The sequence below is a fragment of the Eubacterium ramulus genome, from assembly GCF_045002895.1.
GTDB lineage: Bacteria > Bacillota > Clostridia > Lachnospirales > Lachnospiraceae > Eubacterium_I > Eubacterium_I ramulus.
The window spans coordinates 2237899-2261771 of sequence record NZ_CP173382.1 but is presented as its reverse complement, the minus strand read 5'-3'; the positions used below and the strand labels follow the sequence as shown (position 1 = coordinate 2261771).

The 23873-nt window shown below is 41.1% G+C and carries 26 protein-coding genes and 2 pseudogenes; 16 read left to right on the top strand and 12 right to left on the bottom strand.

The features are described 5' to 3' along the window. The first annotated feature begins 93 nt into the window (after window positions 1-93). The 5 genes from ACIRUQ_RS10665 (at window position 94) to ACIRUQ_RS10645 (ending at window position 4671) form a co-directional block, all read left to right on the top strand. On the top strand, window positions 94-1053 hold the full coding sequence (locus ACIRUQ_RS10665; RefSeq protein WP_021738964.1) for a hypothetical protein: 960 nt from the start codon (window positions 94-96) through the stop codon (window positions 1051-1053). Next, window positions 1038-1784 (top strand): hypothetical protein, encoded by a 747-nt coding sequence (locus tag ACIRUQ_RS10660; RefSeq protein ID WP_055291341.1) that lies wholly within the window; start codon window positions 1038-1040, stop codon window positions 1782-1784. Before ACIRUQ_RS10665 ends, ACIRUQ_RS10660 begins: the two co-directional genes overlap by 16 nt. 521 nt (window positions 1785-2305) lie before the next feature. Next, window positions 2306-2704 (top strand): IS66 family insertion sequence element accessory protein TnpA, encoded by a 399-nt coding sequence (tnpA, locus tag ACIRUQ_RS10655; protein ID WP_005422927.1) that lies wholly within the window; start codon window positions 2306-2308, stop codon window positions 2702-2704. A 14-nt stretch (window positions 2705-2718) separates the two neighbouring features. Next, window positions 2719-3069 carry an IS66 family insertion sequence element accessory protein TnpB gene (gene tnpB, locus ACIRUQ_RS10650; RefSeq protein ID WP_158526524.1) on the top strand — a complete coding sequence of 117 codons (351 nt, stop codon included), beginning with the start codon at window positions 2719-2721 and terminating at the stop codon, window positions 3067-3069. Window positions 3070-3135: 66 nt separating this feature from the next. Continuing rightward, window positions 3136-4671: an IS66-like element ISRob1 family transposase gene (locus ACIRUQ_RS10645; RefSeq protein ID WP_021739594.1), complete on the top strand. Its 1536-nt coding sequence runs from the start codon at window positions 3136-3138 to the stop codon at window positions 4669-4671. 231 nt (window positions 4672-4902) lie between these two features. Here ACIRUQ_RS10645 and ACIRUQ_RS10640 read toward each other — a convergent pair whose 3' ends face one another. Further along, entirely contained in the window at window positions 4903-5118 is a 216-nt protein-coding gene (locus ACIRUQ_RS10640) for a hypothetical protein (protein ID WP_055291334.1), read from the bottom strand. 118 nt (window positions 5119-5236) lie between these two features. Here ACIRUQ_RS10640 and ACIRUQ_RS10635 point away from each other — a divergent pair, with 118 nt between their 5' ends. Genes ACIRUQ_RS10635 through ACIRUQ_RS10620 form a run of 4 tightly spaced genes read left to right on the top strand, consistent with a single transcriptional unit; the run spans window position 5237 to window position 7562 of the window. Then, window positions 5237-5560 (top strand): SymE family type I addiction module toxin, encoded by a 324-nt coding sequence (locus ACIRUQ_RS10635; RefSeq protein ID WP_055291332.1) that lies wholly within the window; start codon window positions 5237-5239, stop codon window positions 5558-5560. Window positions 5561-5562: 2 nt separating this feature from the next. Next, window positions 5563-6348, top strand: a complete 786-nt coding sequence (locus ACIRUQ_RS10630; RefSeq protein WP_055291329.1) for a ParA family protein — start codon at window positions 5563-5565, stop codon at window positions 6346-6348. Continuing rightward, window positions 6338-7309 carry a ParB N-terminal domain-containing protein gene (locus tag ACIRUQ_RS10625; RefSeq protein ID WP_055291327.1) on the top strand — a complete coding sequence of 324 codons (972 nt, stop codon included), beginning with the start codon at window positions 6338-6340 and terminating at the stop codon, window positions 7307-7309. Before ACIRUQ_RS10630 ends, ACIRUQ_RS10625 begins: the two co-directional genes overlap by 11 nt. Beyond that, window positions 7287-7562 (top strand): hypothetical protein, encoded by a 276-nt coding sequence (locus ACIRUQ_RS10620; protein ID WP_055291325.1) that lies wholly within the window; start codon window positions 7287-7289, stop codon window positions 7560-7562. Before ACIRUQ_RS10625 ends, ACIRUQ_RS10620 begins: the two co-directional genes overlap by 23 nt. A gap of 61 nt (window positions 7563-7623) precedes the next feature. Here the strand turns inward: ACIRUQ_RS10620 and ACIRUQ_RS10615 are convergent, their stop codons facing one another. Further along, a complete protein-coding gene (locus ACIRUQ_RS10615) occupies window positions 7624-8226 on the bottom strand; it encodes a hypothetical protein (RefSeq protein ID WP_055291324.1) in 603 nt (200 codons plus the stop codon). Between the two features lie 359 nt (window positions 8227-8585). Here ACIRUQ_RS10615 and ACIRUQ_RS10610 point away from each other — a divergent pair, with 359 nt between their 5' ends. After that, a complete protein-coding gene (locus ACIRUQ_RS10610; protein WP_242853646.1) occupies window positions 8586-9611 on the top strand; it encodes an ABC-three component system protein in 1026 nt (341 codons plus the stop codon). After that, the gene (locus tag ACIRUQ_RS10605) at window positions 9592-10041 is read left to right on the top strand and encodes an ABC-three component system middle component 2 (RefSeq protein WP_242853645.1); all 450 of its coding nucleotides are present in this window, start codon (window positions 9592-9594) and stop codon (window positions 10039-10041) included. Before ACIRUQ_RS10610 ends, ACIRUQ_RS10605 begins: the two co-directional genes overlap by 20 nt. A 604-nt stretch (window positions 10042-10645) precedes the next feature. Here the strand turns inward: ACIRUQ_RS10605 and ACIRUQ_RS10600 are convergent. From ACIRUQ_RS10600 to ACIRUQ_RS10585, 4 genes and pseudogenes are all read right to left on the bottom strand, one after another. Next, window positions 10646-11602 (bottom strand): annotated as a pseudogene (locus tag ACIRUQ_RS10600) (DNA polymerase); the annotation flags it as partial. A gap of 60 nt (window positions 11603-11662) precedes the next feature. Continuing rightward, on the bottom strand, window positions 11663-11860 hold the full coding sequence (locus ACIRUQ_RS10595; RefSeq protein WP_055291322.1) for a hypothetical protein: 198 nt from the start codon (window positions 11858-11860) through the stop codon (window positions 11663-11665). A gap of 81 nt (window positions 11861-11941) precedes the next feature. Beyond that, complete coding sequence (locus tag ACIRUQ_RS10590) at window positions 11942-12502, bottom strand: DUF2815 family protein (RefSeq protein WP_055291320.1); 561 nt, start codon at window positions 12500-12502, stop codon at window positions 11942-11944. A gap of 190 nt (window positions 12503-12692) precedes the next feature. Continuing rightward, entirely contained in the window at window positions 12693-13205 is a 513-nt protein-coding gene (locus ACIRUQ_RS10585) for a DUF2800 domain-containing protein (protein ID WP_082432935.1), read from the bottom strand. A 151-nt stretch (window positions 13206-13356) separates the two neighbouring features. Between ACIRUQ_RS10585 and ACIRUQ_RS10580 the strand changes: the two genes are divergently transcribed. Next, complete coding sequence (locus ACIRUQ_RS10580; RefSeq protein ID WP_404856487.1) at window positions 13357-16014, top strand: phage/plasmid primase, P4 family; 2658 nt, start codon at window positions 13357-13359, stop codon at window positions 16012-16014. Window positions 16015-16352: 338 nt separating this feature from the next. On the opposite strand, the gene ACIRUQ_RS10575 is transcribed toward ACIRUQ_RS10580, so the two are convergent. From ACIRUQ_RS10575 to ACIRUQ_RS10550, 6 genes are all read right to left on the bottom strand, one after another. Next, complete coding sequence (locus tag ACIRUQ_RS10575; protein WP_021739594.1) at window positions 16353-17888, bottom strand: IS66-like element ISRob1 family transposase; 1536 nt, start codon at window positions 17886-17888, stop codon at window positions 16353-16355. 66 nt (window positions 17889-17954) lie between these two features. After that, entirely contained in the window at window positions 17955-18305 is a 351-nt protein-coding gene (tnpB, locus tag ACIRUQ_RS10570; protein ID WP_158526524.1) for an IS66 family insertion sequence element accessory protein TnpB, read from the bottom strand. A gap of 14 nt (window positions 18306-18319) precedes the next feature. Continuing rightward, entirely contained in the window at window positions 18320-18718 is a 399-nt protein-coding gene (tnpA, locus tag ACIRUQ_RS10565; protein ID WP_005422927.1) for an IS66 family insertion sequence element accessory protein TnpA, read from the bottom strand. A gap of 606 nt (window positions 18719-19324) precedes the next feature. Further along, window positions 19325-19579, bottom strand: a complete 255-nt coding sequence (locus ACIRUQ_RS10560; RefSeq protein WP_404856486.1) for a hypothetical protein — start codon at window positions 19577-19579, stop codon at window positions 19325-19327. A gap of 133 nt (window positions 19580-19712) precedes the next feature. Next, complete coding sequence (locus ACIRUQ_RS10555) at window positions 19713-19913, bottom strand: hypothetical protein (protein WP_055290431.1); 201 nt, start codon at window positions 19911-19913, stop codon at window positions 19713-19715. Next, entirely contained in the window at window positions 19903-20346 is a 444-nt protein-coding gene (locus ACIRUQ_RS10550) for a DUF2779 domain-containing protein (protein ID WP_242853616.1), read from the bottom strand. Before ACIRUQ_RS10550 ends, ACIRUQ_RS10555 begins: the two co-directional genes overlap by 11 nt. A gap of 20 nt (window positions 20347-20366) precedes the next feature. Between ACIRUQ_RS10550 and ACIRUQ_RS10545 the strand changes: the two genes are divergently transcribed. From ACIRUQ_RS10545 to ACIRUQ_RS10530, 4 genes and pseudogenes are all read left to right on the top strand, one after another. Beyond that, window positions 20367-20669 carry a hypothetical protein gene (locus tag ACIRUQ_RS10545; RefSeq protein WP_207642783.1) on the top strand — a complete coding sequence of 101 codons (303 nt, stop codon included), beginning with the start codon at window positions 20367-20369 and terminating at the stop codon, window positions 20667-20669. Window positions 20670-20675: 6 nt separating this feature from the next. Further along, the gene (locus ACIRUQ_RS10540) at window positions 20676-21272 is read left to right on the top strand and encodes a hypothetical protein (RefSeq protein ID WP_055290433.1); all 597 of its coding nucleotides are present in this window, start codon (window positions 20676-20678) and stop codon (window positions 21270-21272) included. Window positions 21273-21420: 148 nt separating this feature from the next. Then, window positions 21421-21804, top strand: a pseudogene (locus ACIRUQ_RS10535) (ATP-binding cassette domain-containing protein); the annotation flags it as partial. Beyond that, window positions 21794-23866: an ABC transporter permease gene (locus ACIRUQ_RS10530; protein ID WP_055290434.1), complete on the top strand. Its 2073-nt coding sequence runs from the start codon at window positions 21794-21796 to the stop codon at window positions 23864-23866. The pseudogene ACIRUQ_RS10535 and the gene ACIRUQ_RS10530, both read left to right, overlap by 11 nt. Window positions 23867-23873: the final 7 nt, after the last annotated feature.

The following is a 23873-nucleotide window of genomic DNA, read 5'->3' as shown; positions in this document are numbered from 1 at the left end:
TATGTAAGCATATATTACTTGAAAAATCAAATAATATATGATAAATTATAAATGTGACGTAAAAAGAGTCACGCTTATAAAAAGGTGATTAATATGAAAGAATTTTTGGAAAAAACATTACGGCAAAATGTAATAATGACGGAGAATAAAGAGGTGTATAAAAAGCTCCCGTTAGCATATCGTGGAAGATATGATATTTTTACGGTAGAGACGAATGGTGTATTATGGATGGCTATTCATCCCAAAGATAATGTCGGACTTGTTATGTTACGTAGAGACAGAGCTGGCGTGGAAAAAATGACAGGATTAAATTGTGCAATATTTCTTGATCGAACAACATTTTATATAAAAGAAAAGATGATGGAAGAAGGAATTCCTTTTGTAATAGAAGGAAAGCAGGTATTTCTTCCATTTATTGGATATTTGTTGAGTAAGGAAAATGAAAGAGAATTGGCACCAGTTTATCTGATTTCATTTTTGACGCAAAAAATGCTTCTGATGGCTATTTATGAACGATGGAATGAAGTGAAAGTATCTGATGCAGCAAAACGAATAGGAGTGTCAACAAAATCTGCAAGCCGGTGTTTTGATGAACTGGAATATTTAAATATTGATGTGTTGGGCATGAAAGGTAAATCAAGAGTAATAAATATTCCGAATGACCGAAAACAAGTATGGCAGCAAATTGAAAATGTATTAAGAAATCCGGTGATTCGAAGATTTGTTCTGAGAGAAGATATGAAACTAGAAAAGAAAGCAGGTATTTCTGCTTTGTGTGAGTATTCTCTTTTGTCAGATAATGTTTATCCTACTTATGCAGTAACAAAGAAAGAGTTGAAAGATAGTGCAGTGAAAGTGGAAAAACAAGTGAGTGAATTGGAAGAAATTGGCTGTGTTGTTTTGGAACTGGGATATTTTATTGATTTTTTAGGAAAAGGATTTCAAGATCCTTTGAGCGTAGTATTGTCACTTACAGGAGAAGAGCAAGAAGAGGAACGGGTAGATATTTCTATTAATGAGATGTTGGAGGAATATGTATGGTCAAAGGATTAGATACATTTCAGAAGTACTTTGCAGATTATGAAGAACAGTATGTTTTAATAGGTGGCGCAGCCTGTGATATTCTATTTGAAAGCAATGAAGTAAATTTCAGGGCTACAAGAGATCTGGATATGGTTTTGATTGTTGAAGCACTAACTCCGGAGTTTGGAGAAAAATTTTGGGAGTTTATCGTTGATGGAAAATATAGAAACAAAGCGACAAACGGTAGCAATCCTCAATTTTATAGATTTGATAAGCCAGAAGACGATAACTTTCCGAAAATGATTGAATTGTTTTGTAGAAGTGATTTTAAATTAAAAAATGCAAAAGGAATTACTCCAATTCATATTGATGATGAAGTCTCCAGTTTGTCGGCGATTCTTTTGAATGATGATTACTATAAGGCACTTCTCAATGGGAAAGAAGTGAGAAATGGACTTTCTGTTCTAAGACCGGAATATATCATTCTTTTTAAAGCAAAAGCGTATCTTGATTTGCAAAAGCGAAAAGATTTAGGTGAAAAAGTGGATTCCAGTGACATAAAGAAGCATAAAAAAGATATTTTGCGTATTGCTTCGGAGCTTATGCTTGAAAAAGTAGAAGAATTACCTATAGCAGTAGATGCCGATATACATAGCTTTATTGACTTGTTGGAACAAGAACCATTTGATCAAAATTCATTGAAAAGATATGGGCTAAAAAATGAGAATGTTGTAGAATTGTTGAAGCGAGTATTCGGGTAAAAATATGGTGTGGTATGTAGTTGATATGTAACCTATTTTTACACCTTTTGAGGACAGCCTTATGCGAAAATAAACCAACTTATGCCAGAAAGCAAAAATTTACAAAGGCTTACAAAGCCCGAAAAACCAAGAAAAACTAAGAAATGCGAGGTTATACAACAATGATAAAAATACTATTTATATGCCACGGCAATACACTGGCAACTCTCTAAAAAGTCTTGATTTATCGGGGAAAGGGAAGCTTCACAGTTCTGTTTTAGACCAGGTTTAGACCATTTGAAATGTGTAGAAAATAACGAAAAAAACATGCAGATGGGGAGCCTTGTTGCAAATATACTCATATAGAAAATTACACAACGGAGATAACTCATGAGAGAAAAAATCATCCGGTGATGTGTGGAAATGTAGTAAGCGTCCAATAAGAGGGTGTATCGAAATTTCTGGCTGTTGCATGTAAACTATTGATTAGAGTTTTGGGAGTTGACTCTAAAAACTCTAAATCTAATCTAAGGAGCAGGCTTATGGATCTTTCTTCTTTGACTCCAGACAAACAGGTGAAACTTCAATACTGGCTGGATGTAATACGGCAATGCAGGGCCTCAGGACTGACAAATCAGATCTGGTGTGAACAACACGATATCTCTTTGAAAAGTTATTATTACTGGCTTTCCAAAATTCGAAAGCTTGCCCTGGAAGAACTGCCCCGCAAGAAAAACGGCATCCACATGTGTACAGACCAACAGTCAACTGCTTTAACGGAATCCCCGGCTGAGTTTGCGGAGCTTTCACTTCCGGACAGAAACATTTCCCGTTCCACTCCTGCAGCCATACTTCATATCGGATCCATAACAGTGGAACTTTATGAAGGCACATCTGCCCAGATGCTGGAAAACATTCTGAAAGCCGTGCAGTCATGTTAGGAGATCTTTCCCATGTGGAGAAAATCTATATCCGATGCGGCTACACCGATATGAGGAAGCAGCTCAATGGCTTGCTGGATATCATCCAGTACAACTTCAAACTGGATCCTTACAGCAATTCCTTATTCCTGTTCTGTGGAAAGAGGGCTGACCGGATCAAAGCAGTCCATTACGAGGGAGACGGTTTCTGCCTTTTATACAAACGGTACGAAAACGGACGTCTCCAATGGCCGCGGACCGGCGAAGAAGCAAAACAGATTTCTGATCAGCAGCTGCGCTGGCTTCTGGAAGGTTTGAACCCGGAGCAGCCAAAGGCGGTTCAGAAATGGCTCCCGCATAAATCTGAAAATACTGAAAATCCTTAGAAATGCTGTGAAATCTGACGATTCTATGGTATAATAATCCTATCGAAGCGAAAGGGTTTTCAGGTTATGTCAGCTACGGAACAGGAGTATAAAAATCATATCAAAGAACTGGAACAGCAGGTCCGGCTCCTGAAAGAGCAGGTTGATTTCCTGACCCGTAAACTTTATGGAACAAAATCCGAGAAGACATCTACTCTCGAAATCGAGGGGCAGATGTCTCTTTTTAATGAAATCGAAACCTGTGCGGATCCTGATGCACACGAACCGGAGCTTGTTGAGATAGAGAAGCACCTACGTAAAAGGAAGTACACCGGTCAGCGAGAAGAACTGGTAAAAAATCTCCCTCACAGCAAAGTACTCCATACCATAGATGAAAGGGAACAGATATGCGATAACTGCGGGAGTACGATGGTGAAAGTAGGGGAAGAATTCGTCCGCACAGAAGTACAGTTTATCCCTGCAAAACTCAAGGTGATTGACCATTACCAGGAAACGTATGAATGCAGGTCATGCCGGAAAAACGGAACTCCTTATATGGAGAAGGCTCCGGTGCCATATCCTCCCGTCCTGCATTCTCTGGCATCTGCATCTACCATCACCTGGCTCATCCACCAGAAGTTTGAATTAAGCATCCCGCTGTACAGACAGGAAAAAGAATGGGAGGCTTTGGGATTACGTTTAAGCAGAGCGACTATGTCAAACTGGCTTCTGGTTGTCTATCGGGACTGGCTTGTACACATCGTCCACCGTCTGAAGCTGGAACTTCTGAAACAGAGATACCTTCATATCGATGAAACACATGTACAGGTGCTGAAAGAACCGGGACGGAAAAATACGTCCGATTCCTATATGTGGGTTTACTGCAGCATCAGAGATGCTGTAAATCCCATCCGCTACTTCGAGTACCAGCCGGGACGAAGCGGGAAATATCCGGAAGCGTTTCTGAGGGAATATGAAGGTTATATCCATACAGACGCTTACTCCGGATACAATGCAGTTTCAGGAGTAAAAAGATGTCTTTGCTATACGCATCTGCGCCGGGCTTTCGTGGATGCGCTCCCAAAAGACATCCATAATTCGGAAGCATCAAAACCTGCGGAAGCAATCCTCCGTCTGAATCAACTCTTTAACATAGAGTCAGAGTTGGAGGCGCTCCCTCCTGATCAGAAGAAAAAAGAACGTCTTATCCGCGAGAAACCGCTTCTCGAGGCTTTTTGGTCATGGGCAGAAAAAAGTGCCATCGGAGAGCTGCCGAAATCCAAACTTTCAAAAGCTTTTCATTACGCCTTAAATAACCGTGAAGGTTTTTGGAATTATCTGGAAGACGGGAATTGTTCCATCAGTAATTCGCTTGCGGAAAACTGTATCCGTCCCTTTGTGATCGGCAGAAAGAACTGGCTGTTCTCCGGCAGTCCGAAAGGGGCGGAAGCCAGTGCAGGAATCTATACACTGGTAGAGACAGCGAAAGCGAATGGGCTTGCCCCGATGAAATATATAAAATATATCCTGTCCGACATGCCGGGGAGTGCTTTTCTTGAACATCCTGAATATCTGGATGATTATCTGCCTTGGAATCCTCTTGTAAAAGAATTCTGTCGATAACCGTTGACCTTTTAGTATAAAAGGCTGACGGTTATTTTTCTATACACTGTTTTATTTGACGCTTACGAAATGTATCCATATGTCACCGGATTTTTCGCGTTCTACGAGCGATGCCGGACGGAATCAATACAGCTGTTGGGAGCTTGCTCACATAAGGCTGTTATTGATGACTGGCCGATAGCGCGACAGCGCGTAATGAGCATGTAGCGTAGCGGAATGCGAATGCATCGCTTAGTTTATTTGATCGCGTTTCATGGCTTCATCGATTGCTCTATTGATAAAGGCCGTGGCACTTTCACCCATCTTTTCTGCGTGGTCCTTAATGATGGCACGCTTCTCTGGGGTGACACGAACCTTAATTTCAACGAAACGGTCATTATATTTTTTGTTCGCTCTTCTGCGAGCTTCGGTTAAGCCCTTATAGGAACCATTTTTCTCTTCACTCATGACAGCCTCCAGGATGTGTATTGGCAGATATGCCTGTAAAGAGTATAGCACAGATTGATACATAAGACTATGTAAGATTTTCAAAAAATAACATTTGATTGGAAAAGGAGACAAGCTTATGAAAAATCAGAAGATTAGAAGCATGAAGGTTCACGAACAGAGCGGATATAACTACAAGGCAACACCTACCATCATTCTCAAAGGTCAATGGCTCAAGGAAATGGGATTTGAGATCGGTGACTACATCACTGTCAGCTGTGAGGAAGGGAAGCTGATTATTACTCCGGATGCAGAAAAGGCTGCAATGGCAAAGGCAGAAGCAGAATTCATGGAGAAGGGAATGAAGAAGCTTCAGAAGCGTTTTCAGGCGGAAAAGGAACAGCTCCATGCGCAGTTTGTGGCTGAGAGAAATACAGAATATAACGGAAGAGAGGTGCAGTGATTATGGGAAAGATTATTGTCATCGGTTCACAAAAAGGTGGCGTGGGTAAAACCACGACCACACATAACCTGGCCTATTCTTTGAAGGAGTTGGGCAAGAAGGTATTGACGGTAGATTTTGATAGCCAGGCAAATCTGACTACCTGCTACGGAGTAGAAGATACTGGAGCACTGGAATATACGATTGGTCATCTGATGATGGATCAGATGGAAGAAGAGGTGCCAGAGAGCTTTGAGGATTATATCCAGAGTAGAGAGGGCGTAGACTATATTCCATCATCCATTTATCTGTCTGTGGTGGATGCAAAGCTTAGAACAGAAATGGGTGCAGAGAGGATGCTGGCAGAGGTTCTGGAACCGTTGAAGAGTAGATACGATTACATATTGATTGATACCTGTCCGTCCTTGGGAATGCTTACCATCAATGCATTGGCTGCGGCAGATGAGGTGATTATTACGGTAAATCCTCAGCTTCTGGCGATGATGGGGTTGGAGGATTTTCTAAGAACAGTGGCAAAGATTAAAAAGCGAATCAATCAGAAGTTGGAGGTCGCAGGCATTCTCTTAACTATGTGTGAGAGCAGAACCACTCTTTGTAAGGTTTTGACAGAGGAAGTGACCGGAAGCTTCCAGGGAAAAATTAAAGTATTTGATACAAGGATACCGGCAACAGTCAAGGTGGGAGAGAGCATTTACTACAATATGCCGATTGCTCAGTATAGCAAAAAGGCATCTGCAGGAATTGCATATAGAAAATTTGCAAAGGAGATAATCGCGTATGAAGACTAATTCAAAGAGAAAAGTATTTGGTGATGCAGTAGATCTGCTGATGGGAGATATGGAAGAAGTAACAATGCCAAGAGGTGTCCAGATGGTGCCGGTGAAGAGTATTCATCCTTTTCACGACCATCCATTTCATCTGTATGAGGGAGAACGCCTGGAAGATATGATTGCCAGTGTAAAGGAACACGGAGTGCTCAATCCGGTTATTGTACAGAAGCTTGATACCGGTTATGAAATGCTTTCCGGGCATAATCGTTGGAATGCTGCTAAGCTGGCAGGAATTAAGGAAATACCGGCAATAGTGAAGACCGATTTATCTGAGGAAGAGGCCTATGTGTATGTAATCGAAACGAATCTGATGCAAAGGTCATTTTCGGATTTGGCAATATCGGAGAAGGCAGCAGTGCTGAAGGCAAGGTATGAAAAGGGTTCCTGTCAGGGAAAGAGAAATGATATCTTGAATGAGATTGCAAGATTAGAGGGAAAGTCCTCAGATGTAACTTCTGGTCACTGTGACCAGAAGTTGACTACCCGGGATGCCATTGGCAAGGAATATGAATTGTCCGGTAGCTCTGTGGGGAGATTACTTAAGCTGAATGACCTGATAAAACCCTTCAAGGATATGGTGGATAGAGGTGCCCTCTATACGAAGGTGGCATTACAATTGGCTTTCCTTCCGGAGAATGAGCAGACGATGGTATATGAGATTATTAAGGAGAAGAAAACTAAAATCACCATTGAGATGGTGATGAAGCTTAGGAGTCATTCCGGCGCTCTGACAGAGGCAATGGTAAAACGATATTTAAGTACAGAGCCTATCAAAAAGAAATGCTATAAGGTTCCTGCAAGAATTGTGGAGAAATATTTTGAGGGAATGGATCCGAACAAGGTGGACTCAATTGTAGAACATGCGTTGGAAGCCTGGTTCAGTAAGGAGGATGCGAATGTTCGAACAGAAGAGCCTTGATAAGATTGATGGAGATTACTTCAATATCATAATTGCTGATAGTCAGGATGTGACGATACAGAGCAGGAATACCGGTCATTACTGGTACCTGCACTGTGCCGGATATCCTACAGAGGAAGCTTTGGTCATATTCCATAAGCATCGCTTTAAGGATGGATATCACGAGCACGGACACGCAAGGAGTCTGAGACAGGCGATTAAGAGTATCGTGAGACACGATGATTATCAGTTGAATGTAAGAAAGTGCGTATAACATAAAAGGCAGCGGTATCTTCAAAGTGAGGATACCGCTGTTTTCAGGTTAAGTAGGAAGCTTATTCACCGAAATAGAGTTTCTTTGCAAGAGTCTGTGCTGCTTTGATGTCAGCATATCCCTGGGATTTACCAAGACCTAATTCATCAAGAATCTGTCCTTTGGTGTAATCTTCGCAGATAAGGTCGAGAATACGACCATACTTTGGATTGATTTCGTGGATCTTTTTTAAGAGATCCTGAATAATCATACGGAGCATAACGGTTTCTTCAAGATTCTCCGGTGATGCAGGTTCAAAGCCTTTGTCATCTTCCGATACTGCTTCGTCCATAAACTGATCAAGAGAGAGAACATCATCTGACTTAAAAGATGCAAAGTGTTCTCTGACATCAGCATTGAACTGTTTAAGGGCAGCAGGCTTATCCTTAATTTTTACAGGAGCAAATGCTACCAGAACCTTGTTAGGTCCGATATGCCAGGTCTCAAGGTTATCCTGGCACATATTGAAGTGTTTCACCATTTCCCAGTCCACGCGGATTGGTACAAGGCATTCTCCCGGCTGAATTGGGAGATTGTTGTAACTGCGACGATTGTCGTAGTTGTGGTTGTCATTGGTTGACTGCTGATTTTCAGTACTTGTCTGTACATTTTCATTGATTTCCATATCGTGCGGCCTCCAGTGTCCGCTGAATGCGGAACGAAGGCTTCGATATGAAATTCAGATAAGCATCGATTGTCTTATTCATGGCACGTCTCCGTTCCGTAAAATAAGCAATCAGGCTTCTTAGCCCCTGATGCGGTTAATGGGTTCATCACGCCACAACTCTAAGAAGATGCTGGCCAAGCAGTTGTTTTGTGATGTCCTTACAGAGAAAAGAAAATATTCATGTACGCAGAGAAAATATCGATTTTTCTCCTAATGTGTGATATAATGAAATATCATGGTGAAATTCTCTTCTTTTCTCATTTGGAACACTTTTATTGTAGAAAAAAATAAGGGAAAAATCGTTTGGGACGAGTTGGTTGAAAGTTGAGGATGAGTTGCAAATTTGGGAGGTGAAAGCATTGTCAGAATTGGTTTTTGCAACCTATTTAAAAGAACTGAAAAATGCATGGGCAGAAGAAATAGCAGATCCGGATTTGATTAATCTACTATATGATGCTGTTTCTGAACCTATGGAGTTGGTGAACAAAGAAAATGGCACTATCACGACCGAAAAATCTGCAGCTAGTAAGATTATGAATCGTCAAAAAGATGGAAATGCGCTAAAAGTTATACGAACTAATGCCAATAAGGATAAAGTGCGCTCCTCCATTGAACAATATTTCGAGAAAAATGTGGTAAAGAGATTACACAGTGACTGTATAGATGATTTGATTTCTAATCTGAAGAAGATAATCGAGGGAGATTCGTCGATATCGGAAACAAAAAAGGAAGAATTATTAAAGAATGCTTCTAGGAATAAACTTGCAGCGTTTTTGGGATTTACTTATCTGTATTCGTTGACAAGAGATAATGTTTTGAAAGAAATCAGAATAAAAACAACACAGGAAATTGAAGATTATAAAAGACATCCATTAAGAGAAATACCTACTCCGCCAGAAGTAATAGAAGAAGAACGGAAATATGCAGATGCCTTGATGGCTGTATATGGTCAGGCAGAGGGCATTCCGAATTTTGATGAATCAATGCTTGCGGGATTTCCGAAGCATCAGCAGCATTTTTCAGACCAACGAGGTTACTATTTTGCGGCAGAAGCTGTAAGACGAGGAACGCGCGACATATACAGTGATGAAAGTCAGTTCGATGTATTGAAGAATGAGACTTATGAAGGTGTAAAGGAAGTTTGGGAAGAAGAATACAAAAGTGGATATGCACGATTGCGCAAAGTGATGTCGCAGGCATCTGCTACGAGAGTTGATAAGTGTTGGTTAAGCAGAGATACTGATTGGGTAGGAAATCCACAGAAGAAAGGTGTGTGCCATTTCCTTGTTAAAGAAGGGAAATTGGACGGATGGGTACGAGACGATGATGAACAGACTATTTAATACTGTGTTTGAAAACTCGCTAAGAATGCTTCTTCTTTTGAATTTATACGAGATGCCTCAAACATTGGATATGTTATATGCAGTTGATTTTATGACACAGTACGGAAAAACCTTTGGTATTACAAATGAAGAGTTGAATGGAAGCAATCCATTCAAATTCAGTGAGTTTACCGGTCGAAGAGATTTGGTGAAGGAGAGTCTACGGCAGTTAGTATTAAAAGGATTAGTGCAACCAGTCGAAACAAGTAAGGGAATGTCGTACGTGATTTCATCTGAGGGAGAAGAGTATTGTGCTATGTTGGATAGCGAGTTTGCAATGAAATATAAAGAATATGCAAGCAAAACAATTGCGATGATTGGGAATAAATCTGAAAGGCAAATTATAAGTCAGATAAATAAGTTGTCGACATGCATCGTCGGAAATAATTGATACTGTTAAACAGTATTATGGATTAGCTTTGTTCAATCTGCAGAAATACGATATGGCATCGGATATTCTTAAAGGGCTTTACCAAAAAAATAGGAAAGAAAATATTCTTTTATATTCTATTTTTGCAGAGATGAAATGTATAAACTATGCATGGCGCGAAGGCCACTACGAGAATAGAGATAGGCTTATTGAACTAATTAAACAGCTTGATACTCTTAATGATAATAAACAGTACAAGAGTAATGGTAATCTTGTCGCAATGTTGTATCTTGAAACGGAATATAACCTAGGTGTCTATGAGAAAGAATATCTTGAAAATGCCATCGAAAGATATCAGTATTTCTCTGATGAAGTTAAAAATGAAGAGGTAATAAACTATCTGTACGCTCTTTGTTTAGAATTGAATGGTAATATTGAGACAGCAGAAAACATTTATGCAGGACTTGATTGGAGAAGCGATGCAAACATTGCTTGTAGATATTTGATTTGTAAATTATCAAGAAATGATTATGCTGAAGCCGTCAAGGTATATAAAGAATACAATTCTTCTGAGATAAATACAAAGTTAAAGAGCCTTTATCTTACAGCAGTGTACTATGATGATACAGATAACTACTTGGATAGCCTGGTATTTCTTTACGGAGGATTTTGCAAGCTGGAGTCTGAGTTTCAATGCGATGGCTACATCACCATCAGTATTTTTTATCATAGCAGCCACGTCTTTTTTGCCGAGGGATTCAGCTTCAATACCATGATCAGAGAGCCATTGTTTCATCTGAACTACGGAGTTTGGATTATCGAGGTTAGTGATATTCTGCATGGATATCATAAGCTCTGACTTGGACTTTTCATCGAATGCGATAGCATTTTTTACCACATCCATATCCAGCATAATTCCATGGTCGTTGATTTCCTGGTCGAGGTGATATTCATCCCAAATGAAGTCAGGAACCGGGAATTTTGATAATCTTTGTTTGATAGCCATTTCCACTTCTACATCACGTTTATTGTAGGCTTTGAAGTCTTCCCATTTATCGGGAGCATGTTCTAGGAGGTTTCTGGTTCTGCCACCATTTATTTTTGTCGGTTTACAAGGGCAGCAGAAGTATTTGATGAGGTCTTTGCCTTCCTTCATTTTTTGATCCTGCAATTTAAGAACTGCACCGACTCCTTCAAGCGAGAGTGGTAAGCCCATATAGGCTGACCATATCATGGTACACTTCCATGAGGATGGATTCAGATATTTGGAAGCAGGATCTTCGGGAATACGATAGCCCTTGAAGTGTTCAGGGTGATGTCGTTTTAACCAATTGGATAAACAGATTCTTTCAAAATTGGCATTGAAAGCCCATTTTGTAACAGTATCATCAGATAAGGCTACAAGGATATCATCAGGAATAGTATCGCCGCAGGCCAGATCAAATACCTGTACTTCACCGCCATCTATGGATACACCGAACAGTAATATTTCAAAATTATCAGACTCAGCGTACTTGTAAGCTCCGCATTTGGAGATATCTACATCGCTATAGGTTTCTAAATCAATTGACATTTCTTTTATCATAATCTCATTACGTTACAAAAAGGGCAGCAGCACCGGGGGAGTACTGCCGCCTTGATATTAGTTTCCTTTTGGGGGCTGTTCTTTTGGCTGGAACCATTTTGCTTTTGGGAAAAGCCAGTGAAGGAAACGTTTTGCAACACCCAGGAACCACTTCCATATCGCAGCAAGTCCCATTAACCAGAAGCCAGCTAAAAAGCCTAAAAGGGATCCGCGGATAATAGCATCTAATATTTCATTAATAGAATCCATAGTCATAATATTTTACCTACTTTCTTTGATTGTCACAGGCGGCAGCAGTATTACCACCGCCTGCTTGGTTGTCGTTGTTACGTTTGATTAGTCAAGGAAATCTTCTTCATCAAAAGCAAAGTCATCTTCAGCTCTGGACTTGCCGCCAAGAGGTTCACCGTCTCGAAGCTTCTGGAGATTATTGAGACCGCAAGCAATTCCCTTGTTGCCGTTGCTGTTAAAAGCGTAGAGATTGATGGAAGCTCTGCCGTAGACACCGGAATATACTTCGGATCTCTCAAGAATAGGCTGACGGTCTGCATCCACGATGCCAGGTGCAGAAGCACTGTTCGCATTAATGAAATATGCATTTGCATAAGCTGGATCGTCAGGTCTCTCTAAATCACCATCACGAAGAGGTGTTTTAAGGATAGAGAGTGTAGGAACGGTTTTGCCATTTCCTTTAAGCTTGCTCTGACCTTCCTCATAAGCTGCTTCGATAGCGGCTTTAATCTTGTTAACGGTTACGGTGTCCGACTTGGGAATGATGAGGGAGACACTGTACTTCGGTGCACCTCCGTTGATGCTCTTTGCATCCCATACATTCGCATAGCTCCAACGTGTATTAACTCCTGTGATTACCTTTGTAGGGTTCTGAATCTTTGCCATAATATTGGCCCTCCTTTATTTGTCTTGTGGTATAAGTCCACGGAATCATTCCGTGCGTTGCACTTTCATGATTCCTACGTAAATTTGCAATCCGCCTTATTAGGTTACTTGCTCATTTCCGTTGTCGTCTCTAATGCTTAAACAGATATGTCTACGAGCAGCCAATCTGCTTTAAGCATTGAGACTGGACTTATACGCTAAAATCATCTTGTGCTGTATTCATTGCCGGTCTTTTATCAGATTCCGGTACCAATGTTGGTTTACCTGGTGGCTTATATACAAGCTCACCTAATAGCTCTTCGAATTTCTTCTTTCCGAGCATTGTGCTCATGGCAGTGATGCCAAGAAGCTTTTTCTCATACGGGTCGTAGCCCGCGTCTTTTACTTTGAATGCCACAGCGGCTTCATCAGTAAATTTTCTATTGGATTTTCCTTCTACGATTTTCCAACCATCGAAGTGAACACCGGACTGGGCCTGCTGTAAGGCAAATTCTTTGATGTCATTTCCCCAGAAAATCATTTCATCCACCTTTGCTAAGATTGCGCCGATTTCAATGTTATCCAGGGTGGCTGGCATGTCAAAGTCATATTTTGCAAGCTCCAGATTGTACGCTGCACGCTTTCGGCAAGTGGCTTTTACCTTACAGAACTGGCAGTGGTCACCAGCTTTGAATTCACCTTCGCCTATATAGGCAAACTGCATTGGCCAGGCCGCAAACTGCAGCTACCCGAACCGGGTGACGGTGAGTACGCCGGAGCAGCTTCGGGAGGCGGTGAAGGCAGATCATGTTTGCGCAGAGTACAAAGGAAATTATCGAGGTATTGGTAATTTCATTCGTTCAGATGTGATTATCATGGATATTGATAATGACCATTCAGAGGAACCGGCAGAGTGGATTACAGCTGAGAAGCTGGAGGGAATATTCCCTGATATGGAATATATGCTTGCTTCCAGTAGACATCATCTGCTTCCAAAGGAGGGAAAGTCGGCCAGACCGAGATATCACATCTATTTTCCTATTTCAGAGATTACAGATGCAGAAGTGTACGGAAATCTAAAGAAGGCATTACAGAAGGAGTATCCCTTCTTTGATGGAAATGCTTTAGACGCAGCAAGATTTATCTTCGGTGCTGATTGTGAAGAAGTACTGGTACATGATGGCTGGATGACGATTGATGAAGAAATTGATGTCAGTCAGGTAGCTGAGGAAGAAGATTTTGATTCCGAGGATTCGGAGAGCGCATCTGGTGGGCAGATTCTGGAAGGTAGCAGAAATAATACTATGAGCCGTTTTGCCGGGCGTGTGCTGAAACGCTATGGAATTACGGAAAAAGCACACGAGGCATTCTTAGAACATGCAAAGAAATGTGATCCGCCGCTACCGGAGTCGGAGCTTAAGACTATCTGGAACAGCGCAGTGAAGTTCTTCAAGAAAAGTATTGTGAATCAGGAAGGGTATGTGCCGCCTGATGAATATAATGCAGATTTTGAAAGTGCTTCATTGAAACCTGAAGATTATTCGGATATCGGACAGGCAAAGGTGTTGGTTCGAGAGTATGGAAATGAATTGAAATATACCAGTGCTACAGACTTTTTAAGATTCGATGGCGAATGTTGGAGAGAAGATAAGCAGATGGCGATTGGTGCTGTTGAGGAATTCTTGGATCTGCAGCTTCAGGATGCTATGGATGAAGTGGCAAGAGTTGAGAAGGCTTTGGAGGATGCAGGTGTACCGAAGGAATCTATCCAGGCTGGTCCGAAGGAGCTTTTAAAAGAGGTGGATGGAAAGCTTATTCCTTTGGTTTATATGCTGATGGGAGCCCAGACTTATTTGAAATTTGTGCAGAAGAGACGCGATTACAAATATATCGTGTCTGCAGCAAATACGGCAAAGCCGATGATTGCTATCTCCGTGTCTGATTTGGATAAAAACGAGAATCTGATTAACACACCTTATGCAACCTATGACCTTCGAAAAGGGCTTGCAGGGGACCTGCCGCATAATCCTGAGGATCTGATTACAAAGATTACTGCGTGTTCTCCGGGAGAGGATGGGAAACAGATATGGCTGGATGCCTTGAATCTTTTCTTCTGCAAGGATCAGAAACTGATTGATTATGTGCAGGAGACGGTTGGCATGGCTGCAATCGGTAAGGTTTATCAAGAGCACATGATTATTGCTTATGGTGGCGGTGCCAATGGTAAGAGTACCTTCTGGAATACCATTTTCAGAGTACTTGGAAATTATGCAGGAAAGCTTTCAGCGGAAGCCTTGACCATGAATTGCAAGCGAAATGTGAAGCCGGAGATGGCAGAGCTTAAGGGGAAACGTCTTATCATTTCTTCGGAAATGGAGGAAGGTATGAGATTGAATACCGCTGTGGTGAAGCAGCTTTGCTCTACGGATGAGATTCAGGCAGAGAAGAAGTATAAGGATCCGTTTTCCTTTGTACCGTCACATACATTGGTTCTCTATCTAGAAAAATTGAAACAAAAAAGAATAAAGATTGAAAATGATACAACTTTAGAGGAAGAGAATGTTGATTTGCCAGGAATGGCAAGTATATTTACAGAATTAATGCTTACTAATAAGGAGAGTGATGAATTAAAAAATATAAGAAAAATATTGGTTGATTGGAAGAATTCGATAACAAAGTCAAAATACAGGTATAAAGTAATGGAATGGAATATTAATCAAGCAACCAATAAAAATGGAACAAATAAACTTCCGAACTTGTTAATGAAAGAGATTATAATCCAAAATCCTGATATACTTATTCTTACAGAATTTTCATTTTGTGAAAATGCATCGGAGTTTTTTAAAAAAGTATTTGATGAGAGAAATTACGATTACTATCCTAAAGAAAAGACAAAAAACACAAAAAATAAGCAGAATGAGATACTAATAGCATGGCGAAGAGAATTATTTGATCTGTGCCTTGACAAGTGTATGTATTCTGTTGTCACTTTCGAAAATAACAAACCCAATTTTTTGTTGGTGGATTTAATTGAAAAGAAAACCAGACAGGAATTAGTTGTTGCTGGCGTTAGAATTACAATGGCGGAGAATATTCCTGTAAAAGGAACGGAAGACGAAAAAAAGAAAGCATATCAGAAACAAGCAAATAAGAGATATAAACAAATGCAATATGTATACAAACAATTGGAAAAGTTTGCTAGAGTAATTATGGGCGGTGATTTTAATAATTATCGAAGAAGAACAGAGTTAAAAGACTGGAATATTGGTAGAATATTATGTGATAATCAAGAATATAAAATTTATACTCCTAAAGGTCAAAGTATTAAAGAAAAAAAATCAATAAGAGGAGAAGAATATGAATTTGCAGAAGATCATTTTGTGACAAAAAATTGTGAAATAGATAATGAAGTCTATGATAGGTGTTTCGTGTTTAGGGATGAAAAGTATATAAATGGAGAAGACTTGTCGGATTGGAATTATTTATCGGGATATCCTGATCATGCAATTCTTATAGCAGATTTGCTATTATGATTGTCATAAAATTCTTTAGTAGTAACCCCATCCCGTTTTACTACCATTTCTACTACTAACAGGTAGTAATAACTTGCAAAACTATGCTCTGATTTGCCACAGTCTGCATTTTACGAGCAAATTACAAAACACCCGAAAACCCTTGCAAAACAGGGCATTTCAGGGCAAATCAAGGAGAATTATAACTATGATTAAAGTACTTTTTGTTTGCCACGGCAGTGTTTAAGAGCCGGGGAAAAAGCCTTGATTTTATTGGGTTTCTTGAGTGGAAGGTAAGCGTCAAATAAAACAGTGTATAGAAAAATAACCGTCAGCCTTTTATACTAAAAGGTCAACGGTTATCGACAGAATTCTTTTACAAGAGGATTCCAAGGCAGATAATCATCCAGATATTCAGGATGTTCAAGAAAAGCACTCCCCGGCATGTCGGACAGGATATATTTTATATATTTCATCGGGGCAAGCCCATTCGCTTTCGCTGTCTCTACCAGTGTATAGATTCCTGCACTGGCTTCCGCCCCTTTCGGACTGCCGGAGAACAGCCAGTTCTTTCTGCCGATCACAAAGGGACGGATACAGTTTTCCGCAAGCGAATTACTGATGGAACAATTCCCGTCTTCCAGATAATTCCAAAAACCTTCACGGTTATTTAAGGCGTAATGAAAAGCTTTTGAAAGTTTGGATTTCGGCAGCTCTCCGATGGCACTTTTTTCTGCCCATGACCAAAAAGCCTCGAGAAGCGGTTTCTCGCGGATAAGACGTTCTTTTTTCTTCTGATCAGGAGGGAGCGCCTCCAACTCTGACTCTATGTTAAAGAGTTGATTCAGACGGAGGATTGCTTCCGCAGGTTTTGATGCTTCCGAATTATGGATGTCTTTTGGGAGCGCATCCACGAAAGCCCGGCGCAGATGCGTATAGCAAAGACATCTTTTTACTCCTGAAACTGCATTGTATCCGGAGTAAGCGTCTGTATGGATATAACCTTCATATTCCCTCAGAAACGCTTCCGGATATTTCCCGCTTCGTCCCGGCTGGTACTCGAAGTAGCGGATGGGATTTACAGCATCTCTGATGCTGCAGTAAACCCACATATAGGAATCGGACGTATTTTTCCGTCCCGGTTCTTTCAGCACCTGTACATGTGTTTCATCGATATGAAGGTATCTCTGTTTCAGAAGTTCCAGCTTCAGACGGTGGACGATGTGTACAAGCCAGTCCCGATAGACAACCAGAAGCCAGTTTGACATAGTCGCTCTGCTTAAACGTAATCCCAAAGCCTCCCATTCTTTTTCCTGTCTGTACAGCGGGATGCTTAATTCAAACTTCTGGTGGATGAGCCAGGTGATGGTAGATGCAGATGCCAGAGAATGCAGGACGGGAGGATATGGCACCGGAGCCTTCTCCATATAAGGAGTTCCGTTTTTCCGGCATGACCTGCATTCATACGTTTCCTGGTAATGGTCAATCACCTTGAGTTTTGCAGGGATAAACTGTACTTCTGTGCGGACGAATTCTTCCCCTACTTTCACCATCGTACTCCCGCAGTTATCGCATATCTGTTCCCTTTCATCTATGGTATGGAGTACTTTGCTGTGAGGGAGATTTTTTACCAGTTCTTCTCGCTGACCGGTGTACTTCCTTTTACGTAGGTGCTTCTCTATCTCAACAAGCTCCGGTTCGTGTGCATCAGGATCCGCACAGGTTTCGATTTCATTAAAAAGAGACATCTGCCCCTCGATTTCGAGAGTAGATGTCTTCTCGGATTTTGTTCCATAAAGTTTACGGGTCAGGAAATCAACCTGCTCTTTCAGGAGCCGGACCTGCTGTTCCAGTTCTTTGATATGATTTTTATACTCCTGTTCCGTAGCTGACATAACCTGAAAACCCTTTCGCTTCGATAGGATTATTATACCATAGAATCGTCAGATTTCACAGCATTTCTAAGGATTTTCAGTATTTTCAGATTTATGCGGGAGCCATTTCTGAACCGCCTTTGGCTGCTCCGGGTTCAAACCTTCCAGAAGCCAGCGCAGCTGCTGATCAGAAATCTGTTTTGCTTCTTCGCCGGTCCGCGGCCATTGGAGACGTCCGTTTTCGTACCGTTTGTATAAAAGGCAGAAACCGTCTCCCTCGTAATGGACTGCTTTGATCCGGTCAGCCCTCTTTCCACAGAACAGGAATAAGGAATTGCTGTAAGGATCCAGTTTGAAGTTGTACTGGATGATATCCAGCAAGCCATTGAGCTGCTTCCTCATATCGGTGTAGCCGCATCGGATATAGATTTTCTCCACATGGGAAAGATCTCCTAACATGACTGCACGGCTTTCAGAATGTTTTCCAGCATCTGGGCAGATGTGCCTTCATAAAGTTCCACTGTTATGGATCCGATATGAAGTATGGCTGCAGGAGTGGAACGGGAAATGTTTCTGTCCGGAAGTGAAAGCTCCGCAAACTCAGCCGGGGATTCCGTTAAAGCAGTTGACTGTTGGTCTGTACACATGTGGATGCCGTTTTTCTTGCGGGGCAGTTCTTCCAGGGCAAGCTTTCGAATTTTGGAAAGCCAGTAATAATAACTTTTCAAAGAGATATCGTGTTGTTCACACCAGATCTGATTTGTCAGTCCTGAGGCCCTGCATTGCCGTATTACATCCAGCCAGTATTGAAGTTTCACCTGTTTGTCTGGAGTCAAAGAAGAAAGATCCATAAGCCTGCTCCTTAGATTAGATTTAGAGTTTTTAGAGTCAACTCCCAAAACTCTAATCAATAGTTTACATGCAACAGCCAGAAATTTCGATACACCCTCTTATTGGACGCTTACAGTGGAAGTATAGAATTTACACCTTATTTACACCTTTGGAAGATCGGATCGGAATAGTTGAAATAATAATAGATAAAGGCGTGGGAGAAAAATCCTACGCTTTTTGCATATAATCACACAATTTGAACGCAGAATAAGCATTCCCCCGCTTCAAGTGCGTAGAACACTAAGCGGTGGGTAAGGGGGATGCTTATGTCAGTGGGAGTTAAAAGCTCCCACTGACAGGTCGCAAAGCGACTGCGTTCATGAGCAAGTAGCGAAAGCGGATTGCGAATGTCCGCTTTACCGAAAAAATCCTCATGATCATGAGGGAAAATGAAAGAAATTTGGAATGAGTAATAACACAAGCTGTGTACCTTTTTTGCCCCATTAGATCCATTAAGATAAAGTTAGTAAAAATTCGTAGTGGAGGAATGATAAATGTGGAATGATACAAAAGGTGAGCAGGACAATCTTTGTTTGGCACTTATAAATCCAAGGCTATGTAAAAAGTTAAGTATTAAGGTTGCAGTAGAGCAGCATGATACGAAGACAAGTCAGATGGTATTTTGGCAATACTTCAAGATCAATATCGTGCAACGCTACCTGGAATACACAGTTTGTTTTTGTCGAATAGTCTACTGGTTTGTATTCCTCATCTCGAAATTTTCCCGGTGGGTCATAGAAACTGATTACTGCTGCATTTTGTGGAAAATTGCCTCTTAATAATTCTTCAATAGATTTTCTTGAATAAATAGATATTTTCAACTTTTTCACTCCTATCTGTGCTTGATAAATAATAGGATATATGATTGCATGGGGCAAAAATAGTTCATTGCTTCTGAGCATATAAAAACAGTGCCGAAACACTGTTTTTTACTTTGTATATTCTATTAGTAAATTATTTGCATATTAAAGGTCTGATTTCACTCAATCTATTTTCTAACGTCGTTTTCAAGTTAAGTATATCATATGGCTCTAGTTCTTCTGAATTTATAACTTCTTTATTCTCTTCATCATCGTCTTTAAAAGTCTTTATAAATGACTCTGGTCCTCTATTAATAGTTTTAACAAATTTCGTAACTTCCTTTTCAATCTCCATCTTCCGTATCTCCTTTCACAACTCTCACAAGCTCTCCCCAAACTTTCACCATCGCATAGGTATCCAGCTCACAGTACTTCAACAAATTATGCCTTGCCTTTTTCTGCTCCTCCGCAGGCATATCTTTTATCCTCGGAAATATCGTCATTGCCTCTGATCCATTATGCACACCTTCTAGATTATGATAATTCAATTCCGGATCATTCGGGAATATCGCTGGCAGGACACTTTTAATTGAAAATGATCCTCCCATCGCCCGGTTATAATAATGGCCTGCCTGAAATGGATCCAGTAAATCTTTGATATTATCTCTGATATTTAATAAATGCTCAGCTAAATCCGGGAACATTCCCGCCAATTCTTTAATTCTGCTGCATTCAAACGACTTATTGTACGCTGTTACACATACATTCATCGGAATATCCCTACACAAAGCTTCCGCAATTGCCCGCAATGGATTTTCTCCTGATTCTGCAAGGAATTCTTTACGAAACGTATTTCCAAGAAGCAGATGATCTTGCAGAATTTATCTTTACTGCGAAAAAGGCAGGAAAAGATATTATCTGTCAATGTGAATATGGTGAAAGCAGAAGTTCAGGGTGCGCAGCAGCTATCCATGAATACTTCTATAAAGACGGTATCAAGATATTTGCTGATTATAGATATTATCCGAATCAGATGGTGTACCATAAGGTGTACGATGCACTTGAGAGATATGGAATTGAAAATGATGTGATAAGAGAAAGCGGTGAATAGATTTATATGACGATAGAATTAAAACAAGAGATTTTGGATTTAATTGAATCACCGGAATTGTATGCATATTTAATGAAGTATACAGAACGACTGAAGTTGAGAGACTATGTAGAAATTATTGCTGGAGCACCAGTCAGTCTGAAAAGAAAACTGGGATTGTTACATAAACTTAGAGCAACAACGGATTTAAAGCAGAGGGATATGGAATATATGAAATTATGCTGTGAGTGTATGAATCAGGCAGTAAGATATTTAACGATGGAAAGCCGAACAATTTTTCTTATACAACTGATGGGTTATGACGATGATAATAAAAGGCTTCATACGATGAATACTATGCAGATGCAGTATGACAAGGCAACGCTTCATTCGGGAAATATGTATCAGATTTTTACATATGTTAAGAATCAAGATGTGAAGAATACAGGTAATGTATCTGGGATGTTGTTATATGCAAAAACAGAGGAAGCAATCACACCAGATTGCAGTTTTGTGATGGGCGGAAATAAGATTAGTGTAAAAACATTGGATTTGAATAAAGAGTTTAAATTAATTGCAGCTCAGTTAGATAAGATTGTTGAAGAGTATTTTCGAAAGATGTAGTTAGACTTATAGAATGGAAAGTGTTGGGAATATTTATAATTTAGAAAGTTGGTGGAAAGCTTGGATATAAAACAATTAATCGGTGAAGCAACCGAATATGACAAAAAGCTATCTTTGGAAGCGAAGAAACCAGCGTCTAAGCCAGTTGGCGAAGTATCTGGAAATCAACGATGTTCTGGACAAATTTCCCTCCAAGATGTCTGGGGGGCAGCGCCAGCGTGTAGCGGCAGCAAGGGCACTAATCCTGAACCCCAGAATGATTCTTGCCGACGAGCCTACCGGTGCTTTGGATTCCAAGAATGCAAGAAACATTATGGAAAAACTGTCCGGATTGAACTGCGACGAACAGGCAACGATCTTGATGGTGACCCATGATTCTAATGCTGCCAGCTTTTGCAAGCGTATTCTGTTCATCCAGGACGGTGTGATCTTCCATGAGCTTCGCCGTGGAGATGAAAGCCGACAGGAGTTCTACGGACGCATCTTGAAGGTGATGGCGCAACTGGGAGGGGGGAGTTCCAATGTTCTCTAATCTGATTTTTCGAAACTGTCGCCGCAGCCGAAAGGAAAACGGCCTGTTTTTCAGCTCCCTGGTGATTTCTATTATTGCCTTTTATATGATTCTTTCCATCTCCACCCAGGATGTAATGATTTTTTTGCAGAAAATGGAGAGCGATGCAGTGAACAGTCTCCTGCTTCTAATTCCTGTGTTTTACGGAGTGACCTTGGGTATTCTTTTCTTCTTGATTTACTTCGCCTGCAAGTATCAATTTGAGCGCAGACGCCACGAGTTTGGTGTCTATCTGATGTTGGGAATGCGCAGAAGCAAACTGTTTTGTATGCTTTTGGCGGAGGATTTGTTAAGCAGTATTCTGGCGCTGCTCATTGGCTTACCTACGGCTGTAGTGCTTTCGGAAATCGTTAGTCTTGTCACCGCTAAGCTTGTGGGTATGGGGATCATCGGCCATCATTTTTCTTTGTCTTGGTCTGCAATAAAATGGACACTGGCAGGATTCTTGGGTATTAAACTGCTGGCACTTCTGATTTTGAGCGGAAAGATCAGCCGACAGGAGATTGGAACTTTATTATCCCAGCCGACGAACCGCTCCCAAAAGCAAATGCCCTCTGTTATCTATGGGCTGGCTGCTGTATGCGGAAGTGTGATGTTGGCAGTGGCTTACTGCATGGCGATTCAGGGAATTGCATGGACGAAGGTAAGTATGATGGGGCTGACTTTACTGTTGGGTTCGGCTGGTACGATGCTGCTGTTCTATGGAATGCGGGCACTGATTGCACTGATTGTTAAAAAAGGCAAGGGAAATAAGCAGCTTCATGTATTTACCTTCCGTCAAATTCAGGAGAATGTCATTCATCAGTCAAGCTCCATGGCAATCAGCTCTCTGCTGATTCTGGCAGCACTGTGTTGCTTTGGTGCAGGCGTGGGAATCGCAGGAACGAACAATCTATCCACTGGCCATGTAATCGACTATACCTTTGAAGATCATACCGTTGAAGATTCGGCGCAGGTTCTTCCAAATATACAGGCAGTCCTGAAAGAAAACGGTTTGGAAAATCAGTTTTCTGAGCTTTTTGAAATGAAGGTTGGGCATATTCGCACCACAGAAGATTATGAGAATGCCTACAGCATGGACGCTGTTATGGACTCTCTTCGGAGCCTGCCCCAGTCGGAAGATCGGGATGTCCTTCTGGACAATCTTGGTTATGCCACATCCCCGTATTTGATTTGTCTGTCGGACTATAATCGTTTACTGGAATTGTCCGGCAGGCCTGTCATTAAATTAAGTGAAGATGAAGCCGCTGTTTATATAGGTTTCGACTTTACTACTGTAAATCGTACCGCAATGCTGAACGGCATACTTACTGAACAGCCTGAAACGGAACTGGTTGGCAGTCCGATTTATCTTACTGGAGAGGTTCAGTCTGTAAATTTGATTACGGATCGTTCTATTACTTTGTCCTTTGCATTGATTCTTCCAGATGAAGCCTTCCTCTATCATACCCAAGGAATGTATGATACGTATGTGAATGCGGTACTCAGTGAGCAGGCTATGGAAGGAAATAGCCTTATGACTGCCTATTCTGGTCTGAACGAGGAGCTGGACGAAATAGGTATCGAATATGAAAGCTATCTTCAGAACATGGGACGCCAGCTTTTCTATACCGTAGCATCCAGCTATATTACCCTCTATCTGGCGATTGTGTTCCTGGTGGTTGCCAACACCATTGTGGGTGTTCAGTTCCTGATGAGCCAGCAGAAAACCGGGCGTAGATACCAGACCCTGATCCACCTGGGAGCCACTTACGAAAGCCTTTGCCAGTCTGCCGGAAAGCAGATTGCGTGGTTTATGGGACTTCCTGTATTGGTTGCAGCTGTCAGCAGTCTGTTTGGAGTCAGAGCGTTGTTTACAGGGATACTCTCGTCCCGAACCCGTGGGACAGTGTCTGAAATGCTACTTGTATCTACTGCTATGATTTTGCTGCTTTGCGTGATAGAATATATTTATATGAGAGTGGTCAAGCACTCCAGTGATCGGTATTTGCTGACACTGATGCAGTCGCAGAGAGAAGAATAATTGGGAA

Excerpts from the sequence above, each read along its gene's own strand:
- ACIRUQ_RS10545 (WP_207642783.1), top strand. The coding sequence starts at position 20,367 with ATGGATTTTCTCCTGATTCTGCAAGGAATTCTTTACGAAACGTATTTC.
- ACIRUQ_RS10660 (WP_055291341.1), top strand. The coding sequence starts at position 1,038 with ATGGTCAAAGGATTAGATACATTTCAGAAGTACTTTGCAGATTATGAA.
- ACIRUQ_RS10555 (WP_055290431.1), bottom strand. The coding sequence starts at position 19,913 with ATGGAGATTGAAAAGGAAGTTACGAAATTTGTTAAAACTATTAATAGA.
- ACIRUQ_RS10530 (WP_055290434.1), top strand. The coding sequence starts at position 21,794 with ATGTTCTCTAATCTGATTTTTCGAAACTGTCGCCGCAGCCGAAAGGAA.
- tnpA (WP_005422927.1), bottom strand. The coding sequence starts at position 18,718 with ATGGATCTTTCTTCTTTGACTCCAGACAAACAGGTGAAACTTCAATAC.
- ACIRUQ_RS10605 (WP_242853645.1), top strand. The coding sequence starts at position 9,592 with ATGATGAACAGACTATTTAATACTGTGTTTGAAAACTCGCTAAGAATG.
- ACIRUQ_RS10595 (WP_055291322.1), bottom strand. The coding sequence starts at position 11,860 with ATGACTATGGATTCTATTAATGAAATATTAGATGCTATTATCCGCGGA.
- ACIRUQ_RS10665 (WP_021738964.1), top strand. The coding sequence starts at position 94 with ATGAAAGAATTTTTGGAAAAAACATTACGGCAAAATGTAATAATGACG.
- ACIRUQ_RS10575 (WP_021739594.1), bottom strand. The coding sequence starts at position 17,888 with ATGTCAGCTACGGAACAGGAGTATAAAAATCATATCAAAGAACTGGAA.
- ACIRUQ_RS10540 (WP_055290433.1), top strand. The coding sequence starts at position 20,676 with ATGACGATAGAATTAAAACAAGAGATTTTGGATTTAATTGAATCACCG.
- ACIRUQ_RS10630 (WP_055291329.1), top strand. The coding sequence starts at position 5,563 with ATGGGAAAGATTATTGTCATCGGTTCACAAAAAGGTGGCGTGGGTAAA.
- ACIRUQ_RS10585 (WP_082432935.1), bottom strand. The coding sequence starts at position 13,205 with ATGCAGTTTGCCTATATAGGCGAAGGTGAATTCAAAGCTGGTGACCAC.
- tnpA (WP_005422927.1), top strand. The coding sequence starts at position 2,306 with ATGGATCTTTCTTCTTTGACTCCAGACAAACAGGTGAAACTTCAATAC.
- ACIRUQ_RS10635 (WP_055291332.1), top strand. The coding sequence starts at position 5,237 with ATGAAAAATCAGAAGATTAGAAGCATGAAGGTTCACGAACAGAGCGGA.
- ACIRUQ_RS10580 (WP_404856487.1), top strand. The coding sequence starts at position 13,357 with ATGGATATTGATAATGACCATTCAGAGGAACCGGCAGAGTGGATTACA.
- ACIRUQ_RS10620 (WP_055291325.1), top strand. The coding sequence starts at position 7,287 with ATGTTCGAACAGAAGAGCCTTGATAAGATTGATGGAGATTACTTCAAT.
- ACIRUQ_RS10590 (WP_055291320.1), bottom strand. The coding sequence starts at position 12,502 with ATGGCAAAGATTCAGAACCCTACAAAGGTAATCACAGGAGTTAATACA.
- ACIRUQ_RS10615 (WP_055291324.1), bottom strand. The coding sequence starts at position 8,226 with ATGGAAATCAATGAAAATGTACAGACAAGTACTGAAAATCAGCAGTCA.
- ACIRUQ_RS10645 (WP_021739594.1), top strand. The coding sequence starts at position 3,136 with ATGTCAGCTACGGAACAGGAGTATAAAAATCATATCAAAGAACTGGAA.
- ACIRUQ_RS10625 (WP_055291327.1), top strand. The coding sequence starts at position 6,338 with ATGAAGACTAATTCAAAGAGAAAAGTATTTGGTGATGCAGTAGATCTG.
- ACIRUQ_RS10640 (WP_055291334.1), bottom strand. The coding sequence starts at position 5,118 with ATGAGTGAAGAGAAAAATGGTTCCTATAAGGGCTTAACCGAAGCTCGC.